Below are 16,931 nucleotides of genomic sequence, written 5' to 3'. Positions count from 1 at the left end.
GGGGCGGGACTACCGTGCGTTGTTCCGCACTTCCATGACTGGCACGGGGTTCTCATCTTGCGCGCATCTCGCACCCTTCTCGCGGGCGTCGTGGGCCTCGCGGCGCTGGCCTTCGCGCCCGCCGCCCACGCCGCCCTCCCACCGGCACCGACCGCGCCGTACACGGCCATCACGGCTACGGGCATGAACGGTTCACTCGCCTGGACGCCGTCCGACAAATCCTTCGACCAGCCAAGTCGCAGCGCCTCCTTCTTTTCCCTCGGCGCGTCCGACCACGGACAGGGCCTCCACTTCTGGGTCACGGCGCCGAACGGTTCGTCGCTCGCCGTCGGCACGTACCCGTTCGTCGACTCCTACGGCGACGCGACGCACGCGACCCTGTATCTGGGCGGTGGCCCAACCGGTGTCGGCGGCTGCGGTCCGAAGTCCACCGGAACCGTGCGGATTCTCGAACTGACGGATACCTCGTTCGCCGCCGATTTCGACTACGCACCGGGCTCCGATTACTGTCTCGGCGGCGGGCACGGCGAGGTGCGCTGGAACTCCACGATCGGCTACCGCGTCGTCACCGCCGACAAGGCGCCGCTGCGCTTCCAGGGCGCGGCCGGTGAAGGGATTCCCGCGCAGACGGTGACCCTGACGGGCGCCGGCAGCGACCCCGTCGCGTTCGGATCGGCGACCGTCGCGGGCGGTGGCGCCGACGGCTTCCGGATCACCGGCGACACCTGTGCCGGCAATTCGATCGGCTACGGCCAGACCTGCACGGTGACGGTCGCCGCGGACGACTCCAAGGCCATGGCCCACGAGGCCTGGCTCGATCTGCCGGACGCGCTGGGCGTACACCGGGTGGTCGCGATGACCTCCTACGTCAAGAAGAGCCTCCGGGGAACGTTCATCCCGCTCTATCCGATCAGGCTCGTGGACACCCGCGAAGGCAGGGGCCTGCCGAAAGGCGGACTGACCGCCGGGCAGACCGCCGTCATCCACGCCAACAACGGCTTCGCGCCGGTCGGTGCGGTCGGTGCGGTCGTGCTGAACGTGACCGTCACCCAGGCCACCGCACCCGGTTTCGTCACGGCCTTCCCGGCGGGGCGGCCGCGGCCGCTGGCCTCCTCGCTCAACTTCCCGAAAGGCTGGACCGGCTCCAACTCCGTCACCGTCGCGACGGGCGCGGGCGAGAACGTCGCCTTCTACAACAACACCGGGACGATCCAGTTGATCGTCGACATCATCGGCTTCTACGCCGCGGGTGACGCCATCTCCCAAGGACTCTGCCAGTTCGGTCAGCGGTGCGTCACCAGCGAGTACCACCCGATGACGCCGGAGCGGCTGGTGGACACGCGTACCGCCTTGAAGGGCAAGAAGATGCCCGCGGGGTCGTACCTGACGCTCTCGATCGATTTCGGCCCCTACGACAACGCCCACCTCACCGCGTTCGCCGTCAATGTGACCGCGGTGAATCCCTCGGCGGCCGGTTACCTCACGACGTGGAACGGGGTGTCCGGCGGGATCCCGACGGCGTCGACGGTGAACTACGGCAAGGGCAAGACCGTTCCGAACATGTCCGTGGTGCAGGCCAACCCGTGCATGTTCACCGGGGACTGCCCGGAATCGAGCTATCCGCGCTCCTTCGGCGTCTACACCTCGGCCAAGACCGACGTGATCGTCGACCTCTTCGGCATCTACGACGACGGAACCCTCGGGGCCGGTATGCGCTTCACTCCGATGGACCCGACCCGCATCGTCGACACCCGCACGGGGCTCGGCCACCCGGTGGCGCTCGGCCCGGCCAAGACCGCGAAGATCACGCCGTCCGCCGCGGTGCTGGCCGGCAACGCCCAAGCCCTGGCGCTCAACGTCACGGCGGTGGCCCCGACGAAGGCGACCTACGTCTCGGCCTGGTGCGACGGCTTCGCCCGGCCGACGGTCAGTACGCTCAACGCCGTACCCGGTCAGATCGTGCCCAACGCCGCGATGGTCGAGATCAGCTCGCCGGGCGCGTTCGACCTCTACAACAACGCGGGCGACACGAACCTCGTGGTGGACGTCGTGGGGTCGTTCTACTTCTCCGACTTCGATCCCAGCACTGCCGTCGGGCAAGGTCTGCGGACGGCCGGGTTGAACCCGCACCCGGTGATCTCCCCACCCGTCCTGCACGTTCTCTGATCAAGCTCGACCGGGGCCGGCGTACGCGTACGCCGGCCCCGGTTCGTGTTCTCAGGCGAGGATCCGGTTCAGCGCCTTCCACGCCCGCCATGCCCGGGTCGTCCCAAACATCGCGTTGAACCGCAGAACCGCGCGGACGTCGTCGGGTGTCGCCCCGGCCCCGAGCGCGCGGCCCACGTGGATCTCGAAGGACTCCTCCAGCGTCTGGTAGTGCACGTCGACGCTCATCGTGGCGAACGCCCGCTCGCGGATGCTGAGCGTCCCTGGGCCGGTCGGCGTACGCATCCGCGACTGGAGCCGGAAGTGATCCAGGAAGTGTTCGTCGAGCTGGGCGAGCTGGGTCTGCACGGCCTCGGGCAGCGGGCTCGCCGGCGCGTCCGGCCCGAACTCGGTCAGCTCCGACGACAGCTGCTCGCTCGCGGATCGCGGCAGGTCGAGCGCCGTCTCGATCTCGGCCAGCCGGTCCATCGCGGCCAGCGCCGCGTGGTAGCCCGCATCGTAGGACACCAGGCTGATCAGCGCCCGCAGGTCCGCAGTGGACATTCCCGACGCCAGGGCTCGGCGTACGTGCAGTTCGAAGGGTCGGCCGAGGGCGGGCTGGCAGATGTCGGCGACCACGAGCAGGAAGACCTTCTCGCGATCGGAGAGCTCCGGGATCGCCCAGACGTGCCGCACGGTGGCCGCACCCATCTGGTCGAGCAGGGCGTCGGTTTCAGGAGCCGTGGCGACGGTCATGATGAAGCCTCCTCTTAGGTGAACGACTGTAGCGCTACAGGCGTAGCCTAAAGGGTGTTCGGCTATGCTGGCAAGGCCATGGAGGACACCGAGACCGCCGCCGTACGCCGCCGCAACGCCCGCGGCCAGGGCGACCGACTCCGCGATGAGATCGTGGACACCGCCGTACGCATGCTCGACGAGCTGGCCGACGACGAGAAGCTGTCGCTACGGGCGGTCGCACGGGCGATCCCGATCGCGGCGACCTCGATCTATCTGCATTTCCCGGATCGGGACGCGCTGGTCCTGGCCGCGATGGCCCGGTGCCACGAGGAACTGGTACGCCACGGTGACGAGGCCGCCGCCACGCAGCCCGACGCGGCGGCCGGGCTGCGGGCGCGGATCCTGGCCCAGGTCGACTGGGCGCAGCGGCATCCGGGCCTCTACAAGGTGCTCCACGAGAGTGGTGTGCACCGGCGGCTCGGTATGCCGTTCAAGGAAGTGATGGTCGCGCGTACGGTCGACGGGGTTCAGGCCTGCATGGACGCGGGCCTCGCGCCGGCGGGCGACGCCCGGCAGGCGGCGATCGATCTGCGGACGGCGGTGAACGGGATGCTGGCGCAGCGGATCAACGAGCCGGACCTGCCGTGGCCGCCGGCGCGCGAGCAGCTGGACCGCTTTCTGGCCAAGCTGGTCGGGATCAGCCCGCGATAGCGCTGTCGAGCTGGGCGCGCAGCCGCGGCTTCGGGTGTGCCCCGATCATCGCGGAGACCACCTCGCCGCCCCGGAACATCAGCAGCGTCGGCATCGACTGCACCCCGTACGCGCGGGTCGCCGCCGGGTTCTCGTCGGCGTTGATCTTCACGATGCGGGCGCGGCCGGCGTACTCGCCCGCGAGTTCGTCGAGGACGGGGGCGATCCGGTGGCACGGCGGGCACCACTCGGCCCAGAAGTCGACCAGCACCGGGACGTCGCTGGCGAGAACCTCGTCGGCGAAGGTCGCGTCAGTCACAAGGGCAGTCATCGTTGATCCTTTCGAGCTCTTGGCGTACGCGTTCGCGTACCTCGTGCAGGCGGTCGATGCAGGTGTCCAGGTCGGCGAGCTTGCGGACGAGGACCTCGGTCGAGGCGGGGCATTCCGCGCCGGTCTCGTGGCCCGCGCGCAGGCACTCCACGAACGGCCGGGTGTCCTCGAGGCTGAAGCCGATGTCGAGCAGCGAGCGGATCTCGCGGACCAGCCGCAGGTCGACGTCGTCGTACTCGCGGTACCCGTTGGCGGTACGCCGGGTGCTGAGCAGGCCCTGCTGCTCGTAGTACCGCAGCGTCCGCGGACTCGTCCGGGCCAGCTCCGCCAGCTCGCTGATGCGCATACGGCCCAACGTAAACCTTGACGTCGGTGTCAGGGCCAGTGTGAAGGCCGTCACAAGAATATTTACGACCGGTCGTTCTTTTTCTTAGACTGCACTCGTGACGAAGATCGAGGACGGCCGGATGCTGCGCGGCGAGCGTACGCGTACCGCCGTGCTCGACACGGCCGTCGCGCTGGCCACCGAGGCCGGCCTGTCCGGGCTGTCCCTGAGCCAGCTCGCCGAGCGGCTGGGGGTCAGCAAGTCCGGCCTCTTCGCGCACTGGAAGTCCAAGGAAGAGCTCCAGCTCGCCACCATCGACCAGGCCCGCAAGCTCTGGGCCGACCGCGTGGTGGCCCCGGCCCTGCGGCAGCCGCGCGGCGTACGGCGGCTGTTCGCGCTGCACGAGGCCCGGCTCGCGTTCTACACCGAACGCGTCCTGCCCGGCGGCTGCTTCTTCGCCGTCGCCGAGTTCGAGTACGCCGGGCGTACCGGCGCGGTCGCGCGCCGGCTCAGCGAAGTCCTCGGCGAGTGGCTGATCCTGCTCGAACGGCTGATCACCGAGGCCGTCGAGCTGGGCGAACTGCCGGCCGGCACCGAGGTCGGCCAGCTCGCCTTCGAGATCGACGCCGCCGGGGTGGCCGCCATGCTGCACACCCGCCTGCTCGACGCGTCCGTGCACGCGGCGCGTACGGCCGTCCTGCGCCGACTGCGCGCCGCGACGACCGACCCGAACCTGCTACCCGAGGAGTGAACGTGACCGCCACCGCCATCGAGGCGCCCGACATCACCTACGGCGCCGTCCGCCCGGCGACGGTCCACTTCGACGACCTGGACGCCGTCGGCCTGCTGCACAACGCCCGCTACGCGCTCCTGCTGGAACGCGCGATCTCCGCCTGGTTCGCGGAGCACGGCTACGACTTCGCCTCCGGCGCGCCGAGCAGCAGCGACATGATCGCCGCCGTGCGCGAGTTCACCATCACCTACCACCTCCCGGTCCGCGGCACCGGCTCGCTCGACGTCCACTTCTGGCTCGATCACCAGGGCGACTCCAGCGCCGTCTACGGCTTCCGGTTCCTGTCGCCCGACCACACCCGGGTGTACGCCGAAGGCCGCCGGGTCATGGTCAAGTTCGATGGGCGTACCGGGAAGCCGGCGAGCTGGACCCCCGAGGGCCGGGAGATGACAGCGGTCCTGCTCAAGCGATAGCGGTCTCGAGCGCGATCTCGACCATCTGGGAGAAGGTCTGCTCGCGCTCCTGTGACGTGGTGGCCTCGCCGCGCTTGATGTGATCACTGACCGTGAGGATCGTCAGCGCGCGGGCCCCGAACCGGGCGGCGATCGTGTAGAGCGCCGCCGACTCCATCTCCACGGCCAGCACGCCGTAGTCCGCGAGCGTGTCGTACAGGTCGGGCCGGTCGGTGTAGAACGCGTCGGCGGCCAGGATCGGGCCCACGTGCATCGTGATCCCCTTGGCCTCGGCGACGTCGACCGCCGTACGCAGCAGCGCGAAGTTCGCCACCGGGGCGTAGTCGATGAGCCCGTCGAAGCGCATCCGGTTCATGTTCGAATCGGTCGACGAGCCGATCGCGGCCACCACGTCGCGCAGGTTCAGCGACTCGGCCAGCGCTCCGCACGACCCGACCCGGATCAGCGTCTTCACGCCGTACTCGTTGATCAGCTCGTGGGCGTAGATCGACGCCGACGGCATGCCCATCCCCGAACCCTGCACCGACACCGGTACGCCGCGGAACGTCCCGGTGAAGCCGAACATGTTGCGTACCGTGGAGTAGCACGTGGCGTCCTGCAGGAAGTTCTCCGCGATCCACTTGGCCCGCAGGGGGTCGCCCGGCATGAGAACCCGCTCGGCGATCTCGCCGGGTTGTGCTCCGATGTGCGTACTCATGGTCCCGATCTTCGCACGTTGTCCGGTTCCACGTGCCTCGGTTACCGATGTGACCGCGCGGCCGGAGGTCGTGTAAGGTACTGCCCGGTGGTGTGTCCGAGTGGCCTAAGGAGCACGCCTCGAAAGCGTGTGACGTCGTAAGGCGTCCGCGGGTTCAAATCCCGCCGCCACCGCTCTTCTTTCCCCGGCTCGTGTCCTCGGACACGGGCCGTTGGTGTTTTCCGCGCGGGTTCTTCCGAGGATCTCTCCGGCCGCCTGTGGGCGTGGTCACCACGGCTGAGGAGACGAAAGGGCCCCCCGCGCACCCGACAGAGCTCGCTTATCCTTGCTGCCTTCCGGCCCTGGGGAGGTTCGCGAGATGACGCCACGCGAGGGGCTACGCCACTGTACCCGGTATCCCGGATGAGCGGACCACCGGGCGGTATGTATCCTTGCGCACGGAGGATTCGCCTAGAGGCCTAGGGCGCACGCTTGGAAAGCGTGTTGGGATAAAACCCTCACGAGTTCGAATCTCGTATCCTCCGCTCGGTTGAGCAGTAGCGGAACGAGGACCAGCCCCATCCAAGCTGGTCCTCGTTCTGTATCCGGACCCGATTGTTACCCTGCCGTCCATGCGTACGGTGGCGGTGGGTGCGGGCGACGACGAACTGCTGTCGGTCGTGCGCGACTGGGTGGACCTCGTGGCGGCCGGCAGCTTCCAGGCCGCCGTGCAACTGCTCTACATCCCCCCGGACGACTACGCGGCGGGGCGCTGGACGGCGGAGTCGCTGGAGAACTACATCGGCAACTACGGCTTCTGGGAGCCGCTCGGCGACGGCAGCGTCGTCCGTGTCACCCCGATCGCGACGGCGAAGCCGCCCGCGGACGCGCCGGACCGGCAGCCGCACGCCGAGGTGGTCCGGGGGCACGGGCTGCCGGGCATCGAGTTCGACCTGCCCCTGGACGGGGAGTGGAGCGACCTGACCGCCCTGTTCGACATCGAAGAGGTGGACGGCCGCTGGGCCTTCGTCCTCACCGATCTTCATGTCCTCTGACCAGGTGATCTGAGGGCTCGGGGAAAGGCCCGACCCCGATCGGGTGATGTGACGGGCGCCTGAACGTGAGCGCTGCACAGAACGGGACCCCTCATCGTCCCGCACCCAGCGCACGCGTGGAGGCTACCGTGCCGACCATCGATCTCAGCAAGCTGCCCGAACCCGAACTGCTCGGCCGTGACACCGACATGAACAGGGCGGCGGCCCTGTTCGCCGCGTGGCACCCCGTCGACTACGACCTGCGGATCACCGTCAAACCGGCGGGGCAGACCGCCGTCGACACCAATCGTCAGAGCGCCGACGTCAACGCGGGACGCTGATTCGGCGTACTCGGGGAGAATGCCGGAAGAGTGACCGTGACGACCAGGCCGCCGCCCGGGCGGGGGGTGGCCGTGACGTCGCCGTCGTGGGCCCGGGCGATGGAACGGACGATGCTCAGGCCGAGGCCCGTTCCCTTGGCCGAGCCCACGCGGTCGGCACCGAGCCGGCGGAACGGCTCGAACAGCGCCGGGATCTCGTACGCGCCCACGACGGGCCCGGTGTTCTCGACGGTGAGTACGCAGCCGGCGCCCGCGGTGGCGCAGCGGACCCGGACCGAACCGCCGGGGACGTTGTAGCGCGTGGCGTTCTGGATCAGGTTGAGCGCGAGGCGCTCCAGCAGGATCGGATCGCCGGCCACGACGGCCGGTGCGAGCTCGCGGAGCGCGCCTGGGACGCCTTCCAGCAGATGCGAGCAGATCGAGACCAGGTCGACGGGTTCGACACCGGTCAGCCGGTTCTCGGCCCGCGCCAGCATGAGCAGGCCGTCGATGAGCCGCTCGTGCCGCGCGTTGACCTCCAGCAGCGTCTGGCCGAGCTGCAGCAGCTCCGGCGGAGCGTCGGGGCGGCCCATGGCGACCTCGATCAGCGTACGGTTGATCGCCAACGGGGTCTTCAGCTCGTGCGAGGCGTTGCCGACGAACCGCCGCTGCCCGTCGAACGCCCGGTCGAGCCGGTCCAGCATCGAGTCGAGCGTGTCGGCGAGTTCGCGTACCTCGTCGTGGGCGCCGGTCGCGTTGATGCGCTCGTGCAGGTTCCGGTCGGCCACCCGCCGGGCGGTCGCGGTGATCTGCGCGATCGGCCGCAGCACCCGCCCGGTCAGGATCCACGCGATGCCGATCGCGACCACCCCGACGGCCAGCAGCGCCACGCCGCCCTGCTGCAGCAGCGACTTCAACGTCAGTGCCCGGTACGCCTGGATCGACTCGACGATCTTGTTGTACTTGTCGGCGAGCACGGACTTCGCGATGACGTTGTCCGGCAGGAAGTCGAGCGAGATGTTGTAGGGCGCCTGCCCCAGCGTCCGGTGCATCAGGAAATACGTCACCGCCAGGACCACCGCCCCGGCCAGGAAGAACAGCAGCCCGAACACGACCGTCAGGCGTACGCGCAGGGTCCAGTGCCGGCGCAGGAAACTCATGGGATCCGGTACCCCACTCCCGGGACGGTGTCGATGACGACCGGCGTACCGAGCTTGCGGCGCAGGGTCATCATCGTGACGCGCACGACGTTGGTGAACGGGTCGATGTTCTCGTCCCACGCGCGTTCCAGCAGGTCCTCGGCGGACACGACGGCCCCGGCCGCCCGGAGCAGTTCCTCCAGGACCGCGAATTCCTTGCGGGACAAGGCGACGTACCTTCCGTCCCGGAACACCTCACGCCGGCTCGGGTCCAGGGAGATGCCCTGCCTGGCGAGGACCGGCGGCGTCGCGGGGCGGGCTCTGCGGCCGAGCGCGCGTACCCGGGCCACGAGTTCCAGAAAGGCGAACGGCTTCGGGAGGTAGTCGTCGGCGCCGAGACTCAGGCCGGCCACGCGGTCCGCGAGATCACCCGCCGCGGTCAGCATCAGCACCCGGGTGTCGCCGCCGGCCAGTCCCTGGCAGATCTCATCGCCGGAGACACCGGGCAGATCCCTGTCCAGAACCACCACGTCGTACGCGTTGACGCCCAGCCGTTCGAGGGCGGCGTCCCCGTCGTAGGCGACGTCGACGGCGAGGGATTCGCGGCGCAGCCCTTCGACTATGGCGTCGGCCATGAGGGTCTCGTCCTCCACCACCAGTACGCGCATCCGGCCCCCTTGGTCTGCTGGGGGCATGTCTACCAGTGGGGATGTAAGGGCGCCATAAAACGACTCACCCGGCCATGTCTGGGTGCGACCCCGGCGGCGATCGTCCGGATCAGAGTCGCGACGGGCATCGGCGGCCTTGTCGTTGACCGGTTCCGGAGGCGATCCGGGCGGGGCGATCCATCGCGCTGATGATGAAGCTGGCGGCGAACAGCCTTCGAGGTCCCGACAATCCGGGCAAGGTGTAGTTGATCATGGGAGCGGCGCGGCTCATACTCGGATCCCGGTTGGGATGTAGTTTTCGGGCCTGCTCCTCGATCGTTAACGGCTGGGATGTTTGTTAGGGCGGGTTCTCTACATCCGTAGCGCTTTGGATCTTGGGTGAGGACTGGATTTCTACATCTCAGCCGCTGTGGATCACACCCGAGCCGCTCCGCTGTCGCCGGTTGTCCGTGATGCGGGAAGGATCTTCCGTCAGCTGGACCATGGTCGCTGTTTCTTGATCGTTTACGGCTGAGGCGTCATTTCCGGCCCGCCTTGCATGATCGTTTACGCGTCTGGCGCGACCAGGAGCCGTCTACGCACCCCGGAACCGTAAACGATCATGCAGTCGTCGGCCGATTTCACACCTCATCCGTAAATGATCACTCCCTCCGGCGGACATGATCATCAGCCACCTATGCCGCGGACGGCCCTTGAACCGCCACGACCATCGTGGTGCGGACGAGCGGCTGATCAGTGGCGGTGCCTGGCCGGGCGAAGTCGCGGCCAGCCGTACGAATCCGATTCCGGGTCGTGCCAGCGGCGGTCGCGCAGCGGATGGGCGGTGTTCCCACGGAGGTGGCGCAGATGGCGGACCATCGCGTGCCACTCTTCGCGTACGCCTATAGGCGCATCTTTCCCGGCGGGCGTGGCGTTGTTGCAGCTCATGTAGGTCCTCCCCAGGATTGTCAACTGACCAGAAAGGACGTTAGCAAATGTTGCTACAGTTGCCGCTGTTTCTGGCATGCCACTCTCGCGCGTGATCCAATCGATCGGCCGACCGGGGGAGGATTGCGTTCGTGCCCGCAGTACCGATGAGCAGCACCGAGATTTACGCCGACATCAAGGCGCGGATCAACCGCGGTGAGGCGGGCTATCGGTCCGGGGAGAAGCTTCCCACGCAGGACGAACTGGCGATGCTGTACTCGGTGCACCGGGCGACGATCGCCCGGATGATGATGCTGCTCCGGCACGACGGCCTGGTCGTGGGTCGTGGCGGTGCGGGCACGTTCGTTGCCTGAGAACGGGCGTCCGTTGCGCATGATCCATCGGGTGGCGACGGGGCGGATAAGGGGCGCATAAGCGTTTCCGCTGACGACCCCTTTACGGCCGGCCGCGTTGGCTGCCCCCATGAAACTCCGAACCCGACCAGCCGTCGTCCTGGCCGTTCTGGCGTTGACGGTCACGGCCGGTTGCAAGACCTCGAACACTCCTCACGTGGCGACGGCGCAGTCCGGCGCTCCGGTGATCGCGACCAGCGCGAGTCCAGGACCTTCGCCCGCGGCGGACGACGACGATCGGGCGATCCAGTTCCAGCAGTGCATGCACGATCACGGGGTCGAGCTGCAGCTGGGCAAGAAAGGCGATCCGCAGGTCGGACCGAGTTTCGATCCGGCCCGGATCCAGGCCGCCTACGAAGCCTGCCGGGCGTACGCCTCCTCGGGCGACGGGAACAAGGTCAAGCTCACCGCCGAGGACATCGAGAAGCTGCGCCTGTTCTCGCAGTGCGTACGCGATCACGGGATCGAGGACTGGCCGGATCCCGATCCGGAGACGGGCGAGATGAAGTTCGCGGACCCGGGGGCCGTGAAGACGAATCCGAAGCTGCCGGCGGCGTTGAAGGCCTGCCAGTCCAAGGCTCCCCGGATCGGGGCGGGCGGATGAGGGCGGGGTGGCTGGCCGGTGGCGGCGTGCTCGCGTTGGCCGCGGCCGTGACGGTGATCGTGCTCAACACCGGTGGGCAGCACGATCCACAGGCGACGGACCACGGCGGGACCACGGCGACGGTCACCCGGCAGGATCTCGCCGATGCCAAGACCGTGAGCGGCGAACTCGCGTACGGGGAAGCGATTCCGCTGGTCAGCCGGGCGGCGGGGACGGTGACGTGGCTGCCGGCCGTCGGGGCCGCGGTCGACCGGGGCGGCGCGTTGCTGCGGGCCGACGACAGGCCCGTGACGTTGCTGTTCGGCGCGATGCCCGCGTACAGGCCGCTGGTGGTGGGGACCGAGGGGCCGGACGTGAAGCAGTTCGAGGAGAACCTCAAAGCCTTGGGCTATAAGGGCTTCAGCGTGGACGACAAGTTCAGTGCGAGTACGGCGACCGCGGTGCGGCGGTGGCAGAAGGACCTGGGCCTGGCCGAGACCGGCATGGTGGACCCCGCGGCGATCGTGTACGCGGCCGGGCGGCTGCGGGTCGAGGAGCTGAAGGTGCGGCCGGGTGCGGCCGCGACGGGGGAGATCCTGACCTACACCGGTACGCGGAAGACGGTCACGGTCGACGTGGCGGCGGACGATCACGCCTGGGCGGTGCCGGGTACGGCGGTGACGATCACGTTGCCGGGCAGCATCGAGGTGGCCGGGAAGATCGAGACCGTCGGCGCCGAGGCCAGCGCCGATCCCGGTCAGCCCGGGGCGGGCAACGCCACGCTGCCGGTCACGGTCACGATCGCCGATCAGGCGAAGCTGGGCAGCCTCGCCAAAACCCCGGTGGACGTCCGCTACGTCGCCGAGGAACGCAAGAACGTCCTGACGGTTCCGGTCGCCGCGCTGCTCGCGCTCGCCGAGGGTGGTTACGGCCTCGAAGTGCACGAAGCATCGGGTACGCGGATCGTGGCCGTTCAGGTCGGTCTGTTCGCCGACGGGCTGGTCGAGGTCGGCGGCGGCGGGATCGCCGAGGGACAGATCGTCGGGATGCCCACGTGAGCGCGGTCGTGCTGCTGGAGGGAGTGTCCAAACGGTACGGCGGGTCGGTGCTGGCCCTCGACGACGTCTCGATCGAGGTCGGGCGCGGTGAACTGGCGGCGGTCGTCGGGCCGTCCGGCTCCGGCAAGTCCACCCTGCTGCAGCTCATGGGTACGCTCGACCGCCCGACGGCCGGCCGGATCGCGATCGACGGGACGGACGTGGCGACGTTGAATGACAAGCAGCTGTCCGGCCTGCGGGCCGAGCGCATCGGCTTCGTCTTCCAGCAGTTCCATCTGGCCGCCGGGGTGAGCGTGCTCGACAACGTCGCCGACGGGCTGCTCTACGCCGGCGTACGCCGGAAGGAAAGACGAGCTCGCGCCGCCGAGGCGCTGGCGCGGGTCGGCCTGGACCACCGGCTGGATCACCGCCCGCACGAACTGTCCGGCGGTGAACGGCAGCGGGTGGCGATCGCCCGCGCGGTCGTGCGCGAGCCCGCGCTGCTGCTGGCCGACGAGCCGACGGGCAACCTCGACTCGGCGTCGGGGGCGGGCGTGATGAAGCTGCTCGGCGAGTTGCACGACGCCGGGACGACGGTGCTCGTCGTGACCCACGACCTCGGCATCGCGGACGGCCTGCCGCGGCGGATCCGGATGCGGGACGGGCGGGTGGTGTCGTGATCGCGCCCGCCGATCTCGCCCGGGTCGGCGTCGCCGGACTGCGTACGCGGCCGTTGCGGGTGTTCCTGTCGGCCCTCGGGATCGCCATCGGCATCGCCGCGATGCTGGCCGTCGTCGGGATCTCGACCTCGTCGCGGGCGCAGCTCGATCAGCAGCTCGCGAAGCTCGGCACGAACCTGCTGGTGGCCGGGCCGGGCAAGACGCTGTTCGGGCAGGCCGCCCAGCTGCCGGAGCAGGCCGTCGAGATGGTCGACCGGATCGGCCCGGTCGAGAAGGCGAGCGGGACGGCGGTCCTGGAAGCCTCGGTCTACCGCAACGATCACATCGCGCGCGGCAAGACCAACAGCATCGCCGTCCTCGCCGCCCGGCCCAACCTGCTGGACACCGTCGGCGGCCACGTCGCCGCCGGCTCGTGGCTGACCGAGGCCACCGCGGGGCACCAGGCCGTCGTCCTCGGGGCCAGGGCCGCCCGCCGGTTGGATCTCCACCAGCCCGGCGTACGCGTCTGGCTCGGCGGGCAGTGGTTCAGCGTGGCCGGCATCCTCGACCCGATCCCGCTGGCTCCCGAGCTGGACTCGGCCGCCCTGGTCGGCTGGGACGCGGCGGCGGCGTACCTGGGTTTCGAGGGGCATCCGACGTCGGTCTACTGCCGCTCGGCGACCGCCGACGTCGAATCGGTCCGCGCGGTCCTCGCCGCCACGGCCAGCCCCGGGCATCCGGAGGAGGTCACGGTCTCCCGCCCGTCCGACGCGCTGGCCGCGCAGCGGGCCACCGACCAGGCGTTCACCGGCCTGCTGCTCGGCCTCGGCGCGGTGGCGCTGCTCGTCGGCGGGGTCGGAGTGGCGAACACGATGGTGATCTCGGTGCTGGAGCGCCGGGCGGAGATCGGGCTGCGGCGGTCGCTCGGCGCCACCCGGGGCCACGTACGCGTCCAGTTCCTCACCGAATCACTCCTGCTGTCGGTGCTCGGCGGGGCCGGCGGGGTCGCCCTCGGCAGCGCCGTTACCGCGTTCTACGCCACGCTCCAGGGATGGCCGGTGGCCCTGCCCGTCTGGGCGTACGCGGGCGGTTTGGGGGCGACTGTCGTGATCGGCGCGGTGGCCGGCCTCTACCCCGCGGTACGCGCCGCCCGGCTGTCCCCGACCGAGGCGCTGGCCGCGCCGTGACCGGCGTACCCCGGCGGTGGTCACGGCCGGTGCGACGGGTGTCACCCGCCCGCGCGTGTGGCCGCCGTCGGGGTGCGTCGGTGTCGGTGGGGCGTGAGAGGCTATGGGTCGGCGAACCCTGTCCGGTGAGCCGCCCGAGCTGGGAGGTGGAGATCCGTGGCGCTGGCGCTCTATCGCAAGTACCGTCCGCGCACCTTCGCGGAGGTGATCGGCCAGGAGCACGTCACCGAGCCGCTCATCCAGGCTCTGCGCAGCGGGCGGCTGAACCACGCGTACCTGTTCTCGGGGCCGCGCGGCTGTGGCAAGACCTCCAGCGCCCGCATCCTCGCCCGCTCGCTGAACTGCGAGAAGGGCCCGACGCCCGAGCCGTGCGGCGAGTGCGAGTCGTGCCGCGCGCTGGCTCCCGACGGCCCCGGCTCGATCGACGTCATCGAGATCGACGCGGCCTCGCACGGTGGCGTGGACGACGCTCGTGAGCTGCGCGAGCGTGCCTTCTTCGCGCCGGCTGTCAGCCGATTCAAGATCTACATCATCGACGAGGCGCACATGGTCTCGTCGGCCGGCTTCAACGCGCTGCTCAAGCTGGTCGAGGAGCCGCCGGACTACGTGAAGTTCGTGTTCGCGACCACGGAGCCGGAGAAGGTCCTCGGCACGATCAAGTCGCGTACGCACCACTACCCGTTCCGGCTGATTCCGCCGAGCGTGCTGCGGCCCTACCTCGAATACCTCTGCGAGGTCGAGAAGGTGACCGTCGACCCGCGGGTGTTCCCGCTGGTCGTGCGGGCCGGCGCGGGCTCCGCCCGGGACTCGCTGTCGGTGCTGGACCAGCTCATGGCGGGCGCCGGCGACGACGGCGTCACCTACGCGCGGGCCGTCTCGCTGCTCGGGGTCACCGACGCCGGCCTCATCGACGAGATGTGCGACGCGCTCGGGGCCGGGGACGCGGGGGCCGCGTTCGCCACCATCGACCGGGTCGCCGAGGCCGGCCACGATCCCCGCCGATTCACCGCCGACCTGCTGGAACGGCTGCGCGATCTGATCCTGCTGCGCCAGGTTCCGGACGCGATCGCGAAGGGTCTCATCGACACGCCGGCCGACGAGGCCGACCGGATGCAGGCACAGGCGCAGCGTACGGGGCCGGCGACGCTCACCCGCTGGGCCGAGATCGTCCACGGCGGACTCGTCGAGATGCGGGGAACCACGTCGACGCGGCTGCTGCTGGAGCTGGTCACCGCCCGGATGCTGCTGCCCGCCGCGGACGAGTCCGAGCTGGGTGTCCTGTCCCGGCTGGAACGTCTGGAGCAGGGAGTCGTCGTCCGCCCGGCCGGTTCCGTAGGCGGAGCGGCCCCGGTGGCCACCGCCGGTGCGCCGGAGCACGACGACGATCCCGGCTCCGCCGCTACCGGTGGTTCCGGCGGCGGCCGGGCGGCAGCCCGTGCGGCCGCGGCGGCAGCCGCCGCCCCGCGCGGAAGCGCCCCGAAATCCACTCCGGCCGGCAACTCGGCGGCCACGCCGGGCACTCCGGCGACCGCCGCCGACTCGGCCGACGACGGCGCCGCGGCCGGGGACGACCCCGGTCCGCCCTGGCATGACGACGCCCCGGAAGGCGGTGCCGCGGCGACCCGGTTCGACGGCGGATCGGCCGCCCCGGTGAGTGCGACCTCCGCCCCGGCGGAGACCCGGGCGAACGCACCCGTGAGCGCTGCTCCGGCCCGCCCGGCGGAGACCCGGGCGAACGCGCCGGTGAGCGCTGCTCCGGCTCGCCCGAACACGCCCGTGAGCGCGGCCCCCGCGACTTCTCCGGCAGCGACGGCGAACGTGGGCGGTGCGGCGAACGCGGCCGGTGGTCCCGTCGACGGGCCGACCGTCCGGCGGGCCTGGGACGACATCGTGGTCCTGACCGGCCGCGCCAACAAGCGGATCGCGGCGATGGCCCGCGACGGCGTCGTCCGCGACGTCGAGGGCAACACGATCATCCTGGTCTTCAAGGCCTCCTTCCACGCCAACTCCGTGAGCGCCGACCCGGACGCCCTGCTGGAGGCGATCCACGAGGTCCTCGGCGGGAGCTGGCAACTGCGCTGCGAGGTCGGCGGCGATCAGCGCGGCGGCGGGGGCGGTGCCGCGCCGCGCGGTGGGCGTACCGCAGCCCCGGCCGGTGGGCGTACGCCGTCCGCGGCCCCGCGTTCGGCTCCGCCCGCGACCCCGGCTCCGGCAGCGGTCGAGGAGTGGCCCGCCACGGCACCCATCGGCGGCCAGGCACCGCAGCGTCCGGCGGGCGGTGACGCGGCCCCCGAGGCCCCCCGCTCCCAGGCGGCGGTACGCCCCTCGGCCGTGGCGACGGTCGACGACGACTTCGGCCCGCTCGACGAGCCGCCCTACGATCCCGAGTTCGACGGCCCGACCGGACGTCCCGCCCCGGTACGCGTACCGGCGGCCGCGCCGGCGTACGCGGGTGCGGCGACGAGTGCGGCCGTCCGGGGTGCCGCGGTCGCGCCGCAACGCGCGATGGCGGCCAAGGAGAGCCCGGGGCGCAGTGCCGCCGCCAACGCGGCCCGCAACGCCGCCGCGGCCCGGCAGCGCGCCGCGCAGGCCCCGGTCGCCGGACCGGCCGAGCCCGGCTTCGATCCGGGGGACGAGCCGACCGACGAGATCATCGACGTCGCGGTGGCCGGCCAGTCGATCGAGGAGCAGGCCATGGACTCCCTGCGGCAGTCCTTCGGCCACGTCGAGAAGATCGCCGACATCTGACGCCGGGCCGCGACGGTGGTCCGGCGGTGACCGCGTAGTGGCGACGGGTGTCCCGTCCGCCGCCGACTACGCTGTGCAAGGGACGGCCCGCCGGTGCTGTGCGCAAGGCGGTCCGCCGCGAGTGGA

General features: G+C 70.4%; 18 protein-coding genes, 2 tRNA genes and 1 other RNA gene. 14 read left to right on the top strand and 7 right to left on the bottom strand.

What is annotated here, in order from left to right:
- The first annotated feature begins 57 nt into the window (after positions 1–57).
- On the top strand, positions 58–2,166 hold the full coding sequence (locus G401_RS0107445; RefSeq protein WP_157545408.1) for a hypothetical protein: 2,109 nt from the start codon (positions 58–60) through the stop codon (positions 2,164–2,166).
- Positions 2,167–2,217: 51 nt separating this feature from the next.
- On the opposite strand, the gene G401_RS0107440 is transcribed toward G401_RS0107445, so the two are convergent.
- Entirely contained in the window at positions 2,218–2,901 is a 684-nt protein-coding gene (locus G401_RS0107440; RefSeq protein ID WP_027342007.1) for a carboxymuconolactone decarboxylase family protein, read from the bottom strand.
- A 78-nt stretch (positions 2,902–2,979) separates the two neighbouring features.
- Between G401_RS0107440 and G401_RS0107435 the strand changes: the two genes are divergently transcribed.
- Positions 2,980–3,594, top strand: a complete 615-nt coding sequence (locus G401_RS0107435) for a TetR/AcrR family transcriptional regulator (protein ID WP_027342006.1) — start codon at positions 2,980–2,982, stop codon at positions 3,592–3,594.
- Here G401_RS0107435 and trxA read toward each other — a convergent pair.
- Entirely contained in the window at positions 3,581–3,904 is a 324-nt protein-coding gene (trxA, locus tag G401_RS0107430; protein WP_027342005.1) for a thioredoxin, read from the bottom strand. The genes G401_RS0107435 and trxA overlap by 14 nt on opposite strands.
- Positions 3,885–4,250: a MerR family transcriptional regulator gene (locus G401_RS0107425; RefSeq protein ID WP_027342004.1), complete on the bottom strand. Its 366-nt coding sequence runs from the start codon at positions 4,248–4,250 to the stop codon at positions 3,885–3,887. The genes trxA and G401_RS0107425 overlap by 20 nt, the downstream gene beginning before the upstream one ends.
- A 97-nt stretch (positions 4,251–4,347) precedes the next feature.
- Between G401_RS0107425 and G401_RS0107420 the strand changes: the two genes are divergently transcribed.
- Both G401_RS0107420 and G401_RS0107415 read left to right on the top strand, forming a co-directional pair.
- On the top strand, positions 4,348–4,980 hold the full coding sequence (locus G401_RS0107420; protein ID WP_245601641.1) for a TetR/AcrR family transcriptional regulator: 633 nt from the start codon (positions 4,348–4,350) through the stop codon (positions 4,978–4,980).
- A gap of 2 nt (positions 4,981–4,982) precedes the next feature.
- Entirely contained in the window at positions 4,983–5,435 is a 453-nt protein-coding gene (locus G401_RS0107415; RefSeq protein ID WP_027342002.1) for an acyl-CoA thioesterase, read from the top strand.
- Here the strand turns inward: G401_RS0107415 and deoD are convergent.
- Positions 5,425–6,132: a purine-nucleoside phosphorylase gene (deoD, locus tag G401_RS0107410; protein WP_027342001.1), complete on the bottom strand. Its 708-nt coding sequence runs from the start codon at positions 6,130–6,132 to the stop codon at positions 5,425–5,427. The genes G401_RS0107415 and deoD overlap by 11 nt on opposite strands.
- 86 nt (positions 6,133–6,218) lie before the next feature.
- Here deoD and G401_RS0107405 point away from each other — a divergent pair.
- A tRNA-Ser gene (locus tag G401_RS0107405) sits at positions 6,219–6,305 on the top strand.
- Positions 6,306–6,418: 113 nt separating this feature from the next.
- Here G401_RS0107405 and ffs read toward each other — a convergent pair.
- An RNA gene (gene ffs / locus G401_RS54065) (signal recognition particle sRNA small type) lies at positions 6,419–6,512 on the bottom strand.
- A 59-nt stretch (positions 6,513–6,571) separates the two neighbouring features.
- Here ffs and G401_RS0107400 point away from each other — a divergent pair.
- The 3 genes from G401_RS0107400 to G401_RS0107390 all read left to right on the top strand — a co-directional run bounded on the left by G401_RS0107400 (position 6,572) and on the right by G401_RS0107390 (position 7,486).
- A tRNA-Ser gene (locus G401_RS0107400) sits at positions 6,572–6,656 on the top strand.
- 87 nt (positions 6,657–6,743) lie between these two features.
- Positions 6,744–7,166 carry a hypothetical protein gene (locus G401_RS0107395; protein WP_027342000.1) on the top strand — a complete coding sequence of 141 codons (423 nt, stop codon included), beginning with the start codon at positions 6,744–6,746 and terminating at the stop codon, positions 7,164–7,166.
- A gap of 128 nt (positions 7,167–7,294) precedes the next feature.
- The gene (locus G401_RS0107390; RefSeq protein ID WP_027341999.1) at positions 7,295–7,486 is read left to right on the top strand and encodes a hypothetical protein; all 192 of its coding nucleotides are present in this window, start codon (positions 7,295–7,297) and stop codon (positions 7,484–7,486) included.
- On the opposite strand, the gene G401_RS0107385 is transcribed toward G401_RS0107390, so the two are convergent.
- Positions 7,456–8,625 carry a sensor histidine kinase gene (locus G401_RS0107385; RefSeq protein ID WP_027341998.1) on the bottom strand — a complete coding sequence of 390 codons (1,170 nt, stop codon included), beginning with the start codon at positions 8,623–8,625 and terminating at the stop codon, positions 7,456–7,458. The genes G401_RS0107390 and G401_RS0107385 overlap by 31 nt on opposite strands.
- Positions 8,622–9,272 (bottom strand): response regulator transcription factor, encoded by a 651-nt coding sequence (locus G401_RS0107380; protein WP_027341997.1) that lies wholly within the window; start codon positions 9,270–9,272, stop codon positions 8,622–8,624. Before G401_RS0107380 ends, G401_RS0107385 begins: the two co-directional genes overlap by 4 nt.
- A gap of 1,073 nt (positions 9,273–10,345) precedes the next feature.
- Here G401_RS0107380 and G401_RS0107375 point away from each other — a divergent pair.
- The 6 genes from G401_RS0107375 (at position 10,346) to G401_RS0107350 (ending at position 16,805) form a co-directional block, all read left to right on the top strand.
- Positions 10,346–10,552 carry a winged helix-turn-helix domain-containing protein gene (locus tag G401_RS0107375; RefSeq protein WP_034590904.1) on the top strand — a complete coding sequence of 69 codons (207 nt, stop codon included), beginning with the start codon at positions 10,346–10,348 and terminating at the stop codon, positions 10,550–10,552.
- A 109-nt stretch (positions 10,553–10,661) separates the two neighbouring features.
- On the top strand, positions 10,662–11,195 hold the full coding sequence (locus G401_RS0107370) for a hypothetical protein (RefSeq protein ID WP_157545406.1): 534 nt from the start codon (positions 10,662–10,664) through the stop codon (positions 11,193–11,195).
- Positions 11,192–12,232: a peptidoglycan-binding domain-containing protein gene (locus tag G401_RS0107365; protein ID WP_027341994.1), complete on the top strand. Its 1,041-nt coding sequence runs from the start codon at positions 11,192–11,194 to the stop codon at positions 12,230–12,232. Before G401_RS0107370 ends, G401_RS0107365 begins: the two co-directional genes overlap by 4 nt.
- Positions 12,229–12,891 carry an ABC transporter ATP-binding protein gene (locus G401_RS0107360; RefSeq protein ID WP_027341993.1) on the top strand — a complete coding sequence of 221 codons (663 nt, stop codon included), beginning with the start codon at positions 12,229–12,231 and terminating at the stop codon, positions 12,889–12,891. Before G401_RS0107365 ends, G401_RS0107360 begins: the two co-directional genes overlap by 4 nt.
- Complete coding sequence (locus G401_RS0107355) at positions 12,888–14,057, top strand: ABC transporter permease (protein ID WP_027341992.1); 1,170 nt, start codon at positions 12,888–12,890, stop codon at positions 14,055–14,057. The genes G401_RS0107360 and G401_RS0107355 overlap by 4 nt, the downstream gene beginning before the upstream one ends.
- A gap of 156 nt (positions 14,058–14,213) precedes the next feature.
- Positions 14,214–16,805, top strand: a complete 2,592-nt coding sequence (locus G401_RS0107350) for a DNA polymerase III subunit gamma and tau (protein WP_027341991.1) — start codon at positions 14,214–14,216, stop codon at positions 16,803–16,805.
- Positions 16,806–16,931: the final 126 nt, after the last annotated feature.

This window comes from Hamadaea tsunoensis DSM 44101 (genome assembly GCF_000428945.1).
Classification (GTDB): Bacteria; Actinomycetota; Actinomycetes; order Mycobacteriales; family Micromonosporaceae; genus Hamadaea; species Hamadaea tsunoensis.
The sequence above is the reverse complement of the archived record's forward strand: the minus strand, read 5'-3'. Positions and strand labels throughout refer to the sequence as shown.

Excerpts from the sequence above, each read along its gene's own strand:
- G401_RS0107440 (WP_027342007.1), bottom strand. The coding sequence starts at position 2,901 with ATGACCGTCGCCACGGCTCCTGAAACCGACGCCCTGCTCGACCAGATG.
- G401_RS0107435 (WP_027342006.1), top strand. The coding sequence starts at position 2,980 with ATGGAGGACACCGAGACCGCCGCCGTACGCCGCCGCAACGCCCGCGGC.
- trxA (WP_027342005.1), bottom strand. The coding sequence starts at position 3,904 with ATGACTGCCCTTGTGACTGACGCGACCTTCGCCGACGAGGTTCTCGCC.
- G401_RS0107425 (WP_027342004.1), bottom strand. The coding sequence starts at position 4,250 with ATGCGCATCAGCGAGCTGGCGGAGCTGGCCCGGACGAGTCCGCGGACG.
- deoD (WP_027342001.1), bottom strand. The coding sequence starts at position 6,132 with ATGAGTACGCACATCGGAGCACAACCCGGCGAGATCGCCGAGCGGGTT.
- G401_RS0107395 (WP_027342000.1), top strand. The coding sequence starts at position 6,744 with ATGCGTACGGTGGCGGTGGGTGCGGGCGACGACGAACTGCTGTCGGTC.
- G401_RS0107385 (WP_027341998.1), bottom strand. The coding sequence starts at position 8,625 with ATGAGTTTCCTGCGCCGGCACTGGACCCTGCGCGTACGCCTGACGGTC.
- G401_RS0107380 (WP_027341997.1), bottom strand. The coding sequence starts at position 9,272 with ATGCGCGTACTGGTGGTGGAGGACGAGACCCTCATGGCCGACGCCATA.
- G401_RS0107375 (WP_034590904.1), top strand. The coding sequence starts at position 10,346 with ATGAGCAGCACCGAGATTTACGCCGACATCAAGGCGCGGATCAACCGC.
- G401_RS0107370 (WP_157545406.1), top strand. The coding sequence starts at position 10,662 with ATGAAACTCCGAACCCGACCAGCCGTCGTCCTGGCCGTTCTGGCGTTG.
- G401_RS0107365 (WP_027341994.1), top strand. The coding sequence starts at position 11,192 with ATGAGGGCGGGGTGGCTGGCCGGTGGCGGCGTGCTCGCGTTGGCCGCG.